At 50.8% G+C, this 12,477-nt stretch carries 11 protein-coding genes; 1 reads left to right on the top strand and 10 read right to left on the bottom strand.

The genetic code is table 11. The features are described 5' to 3' along the window. Positions 1-50 precede the first annotated feature (50 nt). Positions 51-794 (top strand): TorF family putative porin, encoded by a 744-nt coding sequence (locus AC1RVX_RS02775; protein WP_493215040.1) that lies wholly within the window; start codon positions 51-53, stop codon positions 792-794. A 59-nt stretch (positions 795-853) separates the two neighbouring features. Here the strand turns inward: AC1RVX_RS02775 and AC1RVX_RS02780 are convergent, their stop codons facing one another. From AC1RVX_RS02780 to AC1RVX_RS02825, 10 genes are all read right to left on the bottom strand, one after another. Continuing rightward, positions 854-1,450: a hypothetical protein gene (locus AC1RVX_RS02780; protein ID WP_493215041.1), complete on the bottom strand. Its 597-nt coding sequence runs from the start codon at positions 1,448-1,450 to the stop codon at positions 854-856. A gap of 129 nt (positions 1,451-1,579) precedes the next feature. Continuing rightward, on the bottom strand, positions 1,580-2,227 hold the full coding sequence (locus AC1RVX_RS02785; protein ID WP_493215042.1) for a nucleotide-binding protein: 648 nt from the start codon (positions 2,225-2,227) through the stop codon (positions 1,580-1,582). Between the two features lie 49 nt (positions 2,228-2,276). Next, positions 2,277-3,218: a 4-hydroxy-tetrahydrodipicolinate synthase gene (gene dapA, locus AC1RVX_RS02790; RefSeq protein WP_493215043.1), complete on the bottom strand. Its 942-nt coding sequence runs from the start codon at positions 3,216-3,218 to the stop codon at positions 2,277-2,279. Between the two features lie 69 nt (positions 3,219-3,287). Next, a complete protein-coding gene (locus AC1RVX_RS02795; protein WP_493215044.1) occupies positions 3,288-3,710 on the bottom strand; it encodes a hypothetical protein in 423 nt (140 codons plus the stop codon). Between the two features lie 178 nt (positions 3,711-3,888). Then, positions 3,889-4,953, bottom strand: coding sequence for an ABC transporter ATP-binding protein (locus AC1RVX_RS02800; protein ID WP_493215045.1), 1,065 nt, complete (start codon positions 4,951-4,953; stop codon positions 3,889-3,891). Between the two features lie 56 nt (positions 4,954-5,009). Next, positions 5,010-6,788, bottom strand: coding sequence for an ABC transporter permease (locus AC1RVX_RS02805; protein ID WP_493215046.1), 1,779 nt, complete (start codon positions 6,786-6,788; stop codon positions 5,010-5,012). 122 nt (positions 6,789-6,910) lie between these two features. After that, positions 6,911-7,987: an ABC transporter substrate-binding protein gene (locus AC1RVX_RS02810; protein ID WP_493215156.1), complete on the bottom strand. Its 1,077-nt coding sequence runs from the start codon at positions 7,985-7,987 to the stop codon at positions 6,911-6,913. Between the two features lie 100 nt (positions 7,988-8,087). Further along, complete coding sequence (locus AC1RVX_RS02815; protein WP_493215047.1) at positions 8,088-9,050, bottom strand: Bug family tripartite tricarboxylate transporter substrate binding protein; 963 nt, start codon at positions 9,048-9,050, stop codon at positions 8,088-8,090. Positions 9,051-9,181: 131 nt separating this feature from the next. Continuing rightward, on the bottom strand, positions 9,182-10,297 hold the full coding sequence (locus AC1RVX_RS02820) for an ABC transporter substrate-binding protein (protein WP_493215048.1): 1,116 nt from the start codon (positions 10,295-10,297) through the stop codon (positions 9,182-9,184). Between the two features lie 239 nt (positions 10,298-10,536). Then, positions 10,537-12,459 carry a methyl-accepting chemotaxis protein gene (locus AC1RVX_RS02825; protein ID WP_493215049.1) on the bottom strand — a complete coding sequence of 641 codons (1,923 nt, stop codon included), beginning with the start codon at positions 12,457-12,459 and terminating at the stop codon, positions 10,537-10,539. Positions 12,460-12,477 lie beyond the last annotated feature (18 nt).

Raw genomic sequence — 12,477 nt, forward strand, 5'->3', positions numbered from 1 at the left:
TTCGCTCGCTACAGATCGTCAATACGTTCTTAACAATGAGAGGAAGTAATATGAAGAAATTGATCATGGCAGCCGCCATCAGCAGCGCATTTTTCACCGGTATCGTCGCTGCAGAAGACGCCAAGCCTGACAATGAAGTCAGTTTCAATGCCGCCGTCACATCCGATTATCGTTATCGCGGCATTTCCCAGACCCGCTTGCAACCCGCCTTGCAAGGCGGTGCTGACTACACCCACAATCCCAGCGGTTTTTATGCAGGCACCTGGGCATCCAGCATCAAATGGACCAAAGATGCAGGCGGTGGAGGCGATGTAGAAATCGACCTTTACGCCGGCAAACGCGGCGAAATCAGTAAGGATGTCGCGTATGATGTCGGCGTATTGAGCTATGTCTATCCATCAAACGGCCTGGCAGTCAATGCCAACACCACAGAAATTTATGGACAGTTATCCTATGGCCCTGCCTATGCCAAATATTCGCATTCTGTCACCAATCTGTTCGGTTTTGCCGACAGCAAAAATAGTGGCTATCTGGATCTGGGCGCGAATATTGATATCGGCAACATCAGCAGCGGCCTGACCCTGAATTTGCATGCCGGTCGTCAAGAGGTGAAAAACAATGGTGCCTCCAGTTACACCGACTGGAAACTGGGCCTTACCAAGGATTTTGGTATCGTTACAGGTGCCGTGGCCGTTATCGGTACGAATGCCGGTGAGGTTGCTTATGCATCGCCAGCCAATGGCAAGTTCCTGGGCAAGACAGCACTGGTTGTGACAGTCAGTAAAACTTTCTGATATTTCTGATATGTTGTAACCCTGAAGCCCGGATCACCATGATCCGGGCTTCAGGCTATTCAAGCGGATATTGCAGCGGGAAGAAATATGCTTTTATAGATGCTATCCAGTGTCAGATCGAGAGATGTACTGGCCAACAAGAAACGGACATTGTTCAATTGCCGCGCCAGCTTGTTGAGCAGATCTTGCCCCAGCTTGCTGTCGACATCATCAAGTATGACCAGTATGGGTAACTGAAGTTTGGTTTCACATGCGATGCGTATGCATTGCATCATTCGCGTCTGTCTGTCGCGATTCCACAGTGCAGTCTGGATGTGAAAAACCAGCATCTCGCTTGCACGTAAAAGGTCGGCAGCATCAGCTGATTGTGACTGCTGCAATTCCGTGATGATATCGTAATGGGCGTAGCTGGCGGTCGTGATTTCAGCCGTTAAAGCGTCTGTGTGAAAGCTTCGGATGGCGGCGGCGATTTTCATTTCTCTTGCCTGCCACATCCTGTTTTCAAGATTTCTTTTGTATTGGTTGGGCTGCCTGTCCCGCATGCACTGTGTCAGTAATAAGACGTTCCTGCCTGCGCGGGCGCGACGTTGTGCGATGGCCGTGGCGAGGCCGGGTAGCAAGCTGGCATCATTGGTAGAGATCAGACTTAACAGCATGTTTTATTCCTAATACACCAGCAGGCGGCCACAGCCTGTGACCGCATTTGCCGGAGTGGCCTGAGCTTGCGGTTTGAGTACTATCAGCAAGGCCATAAAGAAAGGAAACATGGACTGGCGAAACAGGTTTCAATGTGTCGCAAACACGGCACCAAATAATTCCTGCATACCCGCAACAGCCAGGTGATCCGCTGGCAGATATTCGCTGATCGACAAGCCATCACGATAGGCTAGTTGTAACGCATAGCCGGAATGAATCACTTTGGAGAATAATTGAGCAGATCTGAATTTTTGTGAAAAATTGCGTACAAGGGCAATTTTTTCAGACGAAGGTTGCATTTGGACCGAAGTCATGACCACCAGAATGCGTAAGCCGGGATTGTAAGCACATGCTTTTTCCACGCGGATCAACAGTTCTTCTTCATGCAACTGATCCAGCTGATCCAGGTCAACTGCAATCACAGCTACATGGGCAGCCAGCAAGGCCGAGCGGCTGCCCATGCAATCGCGGGATGCACTGTCGATGACGATGTCCTGGTAATGGCAGCGTAAGTTCTCCAGTTCAGGTTGCAAGCCCTTGCCGCTGATCTTTCTGGCAGCAATGGGAACAGGATGTCCATTGCTGCGCCTTTCACAACTCCATTTCAACGAGGATAGCTGGGGATCATTGTCCAGCAGAATGACCTTGTGACCAGCAAGTGTTCTCAGGGTTGCAAGGTTATCTGCGAGTATTGATTTGGCCGCGCCACCGGCGCCGTTGGCAATGGTGATAATCATGGTATTTGATGGAAAAATGAAGGTCGAAAAATGCGTATCAGCTCAAAATTCAGCTCAGTAATTTAAGCACTGCCTGGCCGCGATTGTCCTTGACTGCCGGCTGGCGTGGGCAATGCGCGGATACCTGTGCCAGATTGTCAAGTACATCTGCCAGCCTGGTTTTTCCTGCCAGCGACATAGGCGTCATCGGCAGTCGCAGTTCTTCATGTATATAACCTTGTAAGGCCAGTGCCGCCTTGACCGGTGCCGGATTGGATTCTGAAAACAGCAGGCGTATCAAGGGTAGCAATTGTTCGAACAACAGTTTTGCTTCTGCATAACGGGCTGCACGCATGAGTTCATACAAGGCAACAAACAAATCTGGCCGCACATGGGCGGCGGCAGAAATGGCACCGTGCCCACCCAGCCCCAGGGCATCAAACAGCAGGGTATCATCTCCGCACAACACCTTCAGGCTGGTGCAGTTGATCAAACCGGATAATTGCGTGGCAAGCCCAGCTGACTCTTTGATAGCGATGATATTGCTGTGTTTTTGCAAGGTGATGCAGGTACCCAGGTCAATATTTACGCCAGTGCGGGCGGGGATGTTGTACAAGACCAGTGCTTTTTCAGTGGCTGTGGCGAGGGCATCAAAATGCAGGCGTATCCCTTCTTGAGACGGACGTACATAAGCTGGTGCGCTGACCAGAAATCCGGTCAGGCGCGGGTCGTCATGACGGCTGACTTTTTCAACCAGCGTGCGTGTATCGCTGCCACCTATACCCATCAACACCGGGCAGGTATTTTTTGCCACTTCCAGTATGGCGGCCAGCATGTGTGTCTGCTCTTGCTCGCTCAGGCAGGCTGCTTCGCCGGTGGTGCCGCAGACTACCAAGCCATGTACGCCAGCCAATATCAGTTGCTGGGCAAGTTGCTGTGCTGCTTCATAATCGGGTCTGCCTTGCCGGAATGGCGTGACGAGCGGAACCCAGATACCTTCAAATAGGGACATGATGGTTGGAAATTGATAGTTGGAAAATGATAGTTGGAGAGACGATTGATCAAATGGCCCGAACTAGTCTCAGGCAGGCAGCAAAGGTGTAATCTTGCCGAATTCTGCCTTGGGCAAGGCGCGCACGATATGGCTGATGATGGTGTCTACTGATGACTTTCTCAGACACAGCCAGACCTTCATTTTGCTGGCATGATCGACAGGTTTCACTCGCATGAAAAGCACCAGGTCACCACAATTTCTGAGTATCAGATGACGTAGTTCCGTGATAGCAGCGGCATCCACCGTAATACGCATGATGAAATCGTCCTGTTTCAATGCCGGGGTCTTGCGATAACTGATGATGGTCGGCACAAGTTTGCTGCTTTGCCCGCGCTCATCTGCATCTTCGAACAGAAATTTTTCCCGCTTTGATGTTTGCAAGGCATCGGTAAAATCTTCGTCAAGATAATTATAGCGTGTTGACGATGACACCCTGGTATGCTGATTCATGGATAATCTCTGGCTGTTTGACACAGTTCAAGATTAGCAGTTGAGGTATAAAGTTTCTCTAAAAAAACGGGGCTTGCATCGTAAACGTCGCGTAAATTTTTCTGTTCATAATAATGAAAATGAAAAACCCCCGTAGCTGCATGGCAGCACGGGGGCTATGTACGTGGTGCAGTTCTGTTTAATAGAGCCAGAGCTTGTCTGCATCCATTTGCAGGTAGTATTCGCCTTGATCCAGTTTGAACGGTGAATAGGCACGCAAGCCATCTTCGGCGTGGCCGAACAGGCATTCCCAGCGGTCACCCAGGTACATGCAGGTGGTCAGCGGCAATTTGATAGCATTTTCTGTCTGACTGTCAGCAATTTTGACTTTTTCCAGACGAATGATGGCGGTTACTTCTTCCCCCAGATTTTTACCGCGTACGGTAGCTTTCAACTGGGTTCCTTTGGTCTGTATGGTGGCCGTGTCGCCGTCGCGCTGTACGACCTTACCTTTCAATTTGTTATTGCTGCCCATGAATTCGGCAGTGAACAGGGTGTTTGGTGTTTCATACATGCTTTGCGGCGTGCCTTGCTGTTCAATCACACCGTTATTCAGCAATAGAATGCGGTCTGAAATTGCCATCGCTTCACCCTGATCATGTGTCACCATCAACGCCGACAGGTTCAGTGTGACGATCAGTTCACGCAGGAAGGCACGCGCCTCTTCACGCAGTTTGGCATCCAGATTTGACAGTGGTTCATCCAGCAGGATGACCGGCGGGTTGTACACCAACGCCCGGGCGATGGCGACACGTTGTTGCTGGCCGCCGGACAACTGGTGCGGGAAGCGCTCGCCCAGATGGCCCAGGCCCAACTGACCCAGCACATCCTTGACTTTGGCGGCGATATCGGTGGTATTCAATTTGCGCAATTTCAGGCCATAGGCCACATTGTCAAAAACGGTTTTGTGTGGCCATAGCGCATACGACTGGAACACCAGCCCCAGGTTGCGTTGTTCGGCAGGTACTTCCAGCCCTTTGGCACCGTCAAAGATGGCTCGTTCAGCAAGGGTGATGGTACCGGTCTTGGGCGATTCCAGGCCTGCCACAGCACGCAGCAAGGTGGTTTTGCCGCTGCCCGAAGGACCCAGCAGGGCGACCACTTCGCCACGCTGCAAATTCATGGATACCCCTTTCAGGATAGGGTTGGCGGTTGCGCCGGAACCATATTCCAGGGTTAAATTTTGTACGCTCAGTTCAGACATAATGTTCTCTCGTTTTTATAGTGTGTCGTGTTGACGGGTAGCAGAGGGTGAACAACTTAGTGGCTCAGCTTGACGCCAAAGCGCAATGCCAGACCCAGACCGATAGCGACCAGGGTGATATTGATGAAGGACAAAGCCGCCACCAGATCAACCGAACCACCAGCCCACAATGACACGATCAGTGCACCGATCACTTCTGTACCCGGCGACAGCAGATATACGCCGGTTGAATATTCACGTTCAAAAATCAGGAATATCATCAGCCAGGCACCCAGCAAACCGTATTTGACCAGCGGCAGTGTGACATCACGTGTCACCTGGCTGCGGCTGGCACCAACGGCACGGGCTGCTTCTTCCAGTTCTGGTCCGACTTGCAACAGGGCGGTGGAAATCAGGCGCAGGCCATACGCCATCCACACCACGGAATAAGCAATCCAGACCGAGAAGATGGTGGAACGCAAGGCTCGCAATTGTGGAATGACATTCTCGATCAGCCAGATGCAGAAGGCATTGTCAAAATTTTTCAGGCCACCTTCCAGCCAGCTTGGTACAAACAGGAATACCCAGAGGAAGGACAAACCAGCCAGCAAACCAGGAATGGCACGTGGTACCAGCACACTATAGTCCAGCAGGCGGGTAATGCCATCCGGCTTGCGGTGCATGGCCAGGGCAATACCGGCATAACAGATCACGGCCAGTGCACCCCCGATGATACCGATCAGCACGGTATTGAAAATGCCGCGCATCAGTGAAGGCTGTTCCAGGATGTCGCGGAAATGCTGGAGCGTGACCACATCGGCCAGTTTCACGCCCTCACCCCAATACGAAACAAAGGCACGCAAGATGATGCCGGACAGCGGCAAGACGATGGTAAAGATCAGCCATGCTGCCAGTACGGCAAAGGCCAGCCATTTCCATTTACCCAGCGGCAGTGGTTTCTGGCGTGAACCCTTACCCTTGATCGATACATATTTATTGGCCGATTTCAATAGCCAGCGCTGCACCATCACCAGTGGCATGGTGACCGCCACCAGACAGACAGCCGCCGCTGCCATCAGATGATAGGACGGCGTGCCGAGTTTATTGGTCAGCTTGTACAGATAAGTTGCCAATACCAGATGACCTTCCGGATCACCCAGTACCAGTACCAGACCGAAGACTTCAAACCCCAGGAAAAACACCAGCACGGCAGCAAAGGCGAGCGCTGGCATGATCATAGGCAGGGATACATGCAGCGCCACCTGGAAAGGTGAGGCACCAGCTACCCGGGCTGCTTCTTCCACATCCGAACCCAGGCTTTTCAGCGCAGCAGATGAATACAGATAAACGTGCGGCACGTGGGTCAGGCCGGCAATCAGGACGATGCTGAAGAAGGAATAGATATTCCAAGGTTCAACACCGGTCAGTTGTTTCACCCACAAAGTATAGAAACCAACCGGACCCATCGACACTACATAGCCGAAGCCCATCACCATGGGGGAGACAAAAATTGGGACCAGTAGCATGGGTTCTATCCAGCTACGTCCTGGCAAGTCAGTACGTATCATCAGGAAGGCCAGCAAGCCACCCAGCGGGACGGCAATGACAGCCAGGCCAGACGCCAGGATCAGGCCATTCCAGAACGCCTGGCGAAAGTCAGGGTCATCAAAAATGAAACGATAAGAATCCAGGCCCAGTTCTTTTACCGGAGAAAAGAAAGGTGCATTCAAAAAACTCTGGAACAGTATTAATGACAGTGGCGTAAAAATCGCCAGCAGTGTCAGTGTCACAACCAGGCCGCGCGGCCAGTTCAGTTGTGACCATCTGCCACGCGGAGGTAGACTCAGGGTGCTCATGCTTGGCCCAATATCAAGGGTTGAGATTCAGTCGAAATACTAAATAGATTGGGTGGAAAAAAAGGTCCACCTGAAGAGATGATTGGCACAGTGCAACTTAAAGTATGCACTGTGCCCCAGGCTTATTTTTTGCCTGCAGTTTCTTTCCACTGCTTGAGGAAAGCGAGGCGTTTGGCTTGATCCAGGTATTGCAGCAACATCGGGTTGACAGGCAAAGGCTTGAGGCCGATACCGATGAGTTTTGCCAGGTCAGAGTAAGTGGTTTCACCCTTGACATCAGCGCGTATGGCATACAGCCTGGCTTCATTCGCAATCATGGTCTGACCGCGTTTGGACAGCGTGTAATCCAGCCACAGTTTGGCCGCATTTGGATGTTTGGCCGCTTTGCTGATGAACATCACGCGTGACAGCACCAGCGTGTAATCTTTCGGGATCTGTACACCGATGGATGGATCTTTGGCTGCACGTACCAGCGCATAAGAACCAAGGATGTTATAACCCAGCAGGTTCTCGCCGGAAGAAATGCGTTCCAGCATGGTGCCAGTGGAAGACTGTACGCGTACAGCGGCATTACCGAAGGCCTTGGCCAGTTCCCAGAATTCCTTGTTTTCGCGGCTGTCCTGCGTAATGAACATGAAACCTACGCCAGATTTTTCGATGTCATAGGTGGTGACCTTGTTCTTGAATTTATCCAGTTTGCTATTGATGATCTTGGCAAATTCAGCGTGGGTCTTTGGTACTTCGTCAGCACTGACCAGGCGCTTGTTGTAGACAAAAACCGCAGGCTCAAAAGTGGTGCCGTAAGCAGCATTGTTCCAGATTGCCCATTTTGGTATGCCGCTGATTTCTGGTGATGCATACACCATGCCGTAACCGTCAGATACCAGCTTGGTTTGCAAATCCATGGCGGACGACCACATCAGGTCTGCGCTGTTGCCGCCAGCTGCCATTTCAGAAATATAGCGGTTATAGACTTCGGTGGAATTCATGTCATTGTATTCGACCTGTACATCCGGATACATGTTGCGGAAATCTTTGATCAGCGATTCTACGGCCTTGGTATCAGTGGTGCTATAGATGACCAGCTTCCCCTCTTTCTTTGCACCGTCAACGACCTTGCTGTAGTCGGCTGGGTAGCCAGCCGGGACCTGGGCTTGCGCGTTCGCCATCATGATGCCGCCAACAGCGATTGCAGCCATGCTCTTGACGAAATAATTTATTGCTTTCATTTGTCTTCTCCTGTTATTTGTTTGGGTTAGATACTGCCAGATCATTTGTCGTTATGTTGCAAGCATTGTTTTATCGCACCATGCCAAATTCTTTTGCCTGCAGACGGTAATTGTTGACCGCCTTGTTGATGTATTCGGTGAGTTCTTTGCCGGTCATGGCGAAAGGAAACAGGCCGTGGGTTTTTCTTTGTTCATCAAAGGCCGGGGTTTGCATGGCTTGCTGGAAATAGCTGACCCATTTTTGATAGTCCTTGTCGCTGACCTGTGGGCCCATGTAGACACCACGGATAATTGGCCAGGTTACGTCAAAGCCCTGTTCACGTGCAGTTGGCACATTCGCCAGCGCGCCGGGCAGACGGGCATCGGACAATATTGCGAGCACGCGTATTTTGTCATCGCGGGCATGCAGGCTGGCTTCAGAAGCGTCACCGGATACGGCCTGTACATGATCAGCCAGCAGTGCGGTAAATGACTCGCCGCCGCCTTCAAACGCGACCAGGCGCATGGTTTTTGAATCAATACCTACCTGTTTTCCGATTTGTGCCATCTTCAGCCAATCCTGGCTGCCGACTGTGCCACCGGCACCGATGGAAATTTGCGAAGGCTTGCTCTTGATGGCATCCATCAGTTCGCGCAGGTTTTTGTAAGGGGAATCCTTGCGTACGGCGATCATGCCGTAATCAGTACCGATGGCGGCCACCCAGCGCACATTGCTGGCATCAGATTTGCCAAACTTGCCTTCCGCCAGATTCAGCAGCGAGCCGCCAGAATAGGCAATCAGGGTATTTGCTTCGGCTTTTCTTTGCGAAATGATGGTGGTCCAGGCGATGGCACCTACGCCGCCAGGCAGATAATTTATCTGCATCGCCTGGCTGCTAGTGACTGCTTGAGCCAGCTTGCAAGTCAGGTCCATCCCGCCACCGGGTTTTGCCGGGACTATGCATGTGGCCATTTCTGGTTTATCTGTAACCGCGACCGGCTTTGCCGCGACCACAGGCAGGCAGGCAAGCAGACTGCTTAGCAAGAATGTCAAATGTGTACACCGGAGTTGCATGATAAGACCATATGGATGGGTTACATGGATCATACCGAATTGAATCTTTCAGTACGCTTTCACAAATTTCAGAACTCATTTCATCAACAGGACGGAAATGAGTTCTTCGCTTAACGTAATATAACGCCATTTTTACCGACAATAATCAACTCTACAAAATGTGAGCCATCATGGTCTTTGGGATCGTAACTGACATGTACACCTCCCAGATCCACATTGCGCATGCTTTCCAGCGTCTGCAGCAATTTCTTTGAGTCTGGATTACGACCTGCGCGACGCAAGGCTTCGGCCGTTAATTTGGCGGCGACATAACCTTCCAATACAGCATAGGACAAAGGCGGGGGATTTTTACTGGTTTTCAGTGCTTTTTGCAGTTCCTTGACCACTGGTATGCTTATATCACGCGGGTAGGGCATGACTTGCATAACGCCGATACCACGCCCTTCTGACCCCAGGGACTTAAAGAAATCATCAGAATTAACATTTGACAGCATCAGAAATTGCGGTTTTTGCCCCAATTTCTGCATTTGTTTGATGAAGTCGGCGCAAGCAGCCGGGGTGCAAGCCATTAATACCGCTTGCGGTGCAGCCGCAGCAATTGTTGCAACCGCAGTATCAACTTTCATTTCTTTTCTGTCATATTTGGCAATTACAGTGGCGCGCATGTTTTGCTTGCCCAAGTTGCTGACAAAGTCGTTCAAGCCATCTTTACCGAAACTGTCATCCTGGTGCAAGATCGCTACCTTGTTGATTTTCAGGTCGGTCAGCGAGGCTACCATCTTGGATGCCTCATCCTGGTAGCTGGCGCGTAGATTGAACACCTGCGCTTGCAAAGGATGATGCAGGCTTTGTGCACCGGAAAAAGGGGCAATCAAAGGTATTGCATATTTTTGCAGGAGTGGGAATATCGCTTCTATGGTGGGGGTGCTGCGGTATCCGAACAAGGCAATGGCATGGTCTTCATTGATGAGTCTGAGGGTATTTGCTTTGGTCAGTACCGGGTCGCGTTTGTCGTCGTAGCTGATGAATTCTATGGTTTTGCCGTCGATGCCGCCCTGACGGTTCAACGTGTCGAAATATAGCTGTGCACCCTCGCGGTTTTCTTTGCCGGTGGCCTGACCGGATAATTCTACCGATTGACCTATGACGATTTTGCCTTCTGCTCTGGCAAGGCCTGGACAAATAAAACAGACGAACAGAAAGAAACTGAGGCGTATAGGCTTCATGATGGGGAGTCTCCATAATTTTTTTTGTAAGGGAGCATAGAGCCGGATAGCTTTCAGTTTGCCTACAGTATTTGTGCTTATGGAGTTTTTTGCGTTGGAATGCGTGTTCGCCGATCTTTGACTCAGAACGCAAAAGTGATTTCATCAGAACTGATTTACGTCAAGCTGTGATTTTTTCAAATTCCATGAAGTGAGAAATTCTAAAGTACCCAGTGAATATCCTTAGGATCGAAATGTCGTTACAGCTTGAATACGCTGACAGCCTGCACCAGTGTCTGCGATTGTTCCTGTAAGCCTTCCGCCGCTGCAGCGGCTTGTTCTACCAATGCGGCGTTTTGCTGGGTCATTTCATCCATCTGGGTGATCGCATGGTCGATTTGTTCTATACCTGTGCTTTGTTCGACTGTGGCGGTAACTATTTCTGACATGATCTCGGTGATGCGTTTAACGCTGGCAACGATGTCAGTCATGGCTTTACCGGCATGGCCAGCCAGTTCATTACCGGCATTTACTTGCTCTACACTGCTACTGATCAGGGTCTTGATTTCCCTGGCTGCGGTGGCACTGCGCTGTGCCAGGTTTCTGACTTCGGTGGCGACGACGGCGAAGCCACGGCCTTGTTCGCCAGCACGGGCGGCTTCCACTGCGGCATTCAGGGCCAGGATATTGGTTTGGAAGGCAATCCCGTCAATCACGCCGATAATGTCAGAAATTTTGCGGGAACTGTTATTGATGGCTTCCATGGTATGAATAACCCGGTTGACAATATCACCCCCATCGGTTGCGACCTTGCTGGCATCAATGACGAGTTGATTGGCCTGTCTGGCACTGTCGGAATTTTGTTTGACTGTGCCTGTCATCTGTTCCATGGACGAGGCAGTTTCTTCCAGGCTGGAAGCCTGGGTTTCGGTGCGGGCCGACAAATCTACATTGCCCCTGGCAATATCATGCGTACCATTATTGATATTCACTACACTGTCCCTGACGTTGCCGACTATACCTGTCAGACTGACGCGCATGTCTTCCAGAGCCTGTAACAGGCGTCCAGTTTCATTGTGACCATGGGGAGTGGCGGGAAAACGCAGGTCGCCACCAGCAATATGCTGGGCAACCGTGATGGCTTGTTCCAAGGGGATACTGACCGAGTGAGCTATTGCTCTGGCAAACAAACCAGCCATGCAGATCAGCGTCAACATGGCAATGATCACGGTCCACCTGAGTTGATAGAGATTACTGACGCGTCGTTCCAGCATATTGTGCAATTCCTTGCTTGCATCGGCATTTAACTGGAATTGGCTATCTATAGCCCGGGTAGTCACCTGCACATAGTCCACCGATGAAAACTCCATGGCCTCGGCCTTGGCAATTTTTTCACCGGCGAGCGTCATTGCCCCTGTGGCTTGTGCCATGGCTTCCTTCATGACGGCACCGAGCCTTTTCTCGATATCCGGATTGCTTAGCATTGCCTTATTAAAAGAATTATTCATTTGCTGAGTGCGGTCATTGGAACGGGCTATGAGATCAGACACGATCATCTTGTCTTCCAGCGTGGCTTCTTTTTTAGCCAGCAAACCAGCACCCTTGGCGCGCATGCGCCCTAGTTCTTCAGTCAGATAGGGCTGAACGTAGTACATCGCCTGTATCAACTGATAACTGTCTATGTTGGGGTCGAGGCTGAGGCCATAATAGTCGCCTATAAGGTCATTCACCAGAAGTAGTTTGGGTATCAGGGCGCTGTGGGCCTGGTAACTGGCAGGCACAGTGATACTGGCTTTGGAAACTTGCTCACGTAAGGTATTCCAGTCTTGCCCGGCCTTGTTCCATGCATCGATGATGGCTTTGTTGTTGGTATCTTTGACAATAGCGGCCATGACAGAATAAGAAGCATCGGCTTCTTTTTGTTTTGCTTCGCGTTTCTCCTTTTCACTGGACACACCACCCAGCACCAGTGCCGACAAAGCTCTGTGTTGTTGTGTCAATTGTATAGTCTGGAGAATCTGAGCCATGGCTGGCAAGCCCTGTTTTTCAGTCAGCGCAGCGTCAAGACTTTTGGATGACTCCAGATAATACAGAGCGGTTGGAATGGCGGTCAGAATCAGGGCTATTACACTCAATAGTACAAATTTTTGCCAAAGCAGTAACTTTGTTAGTATTGATGTCATTCCAGCCTCCTGTTATTG

Source organism: Undibacterium sp. GW821-FHT11B02 (genome assembly GCF_058808955.1).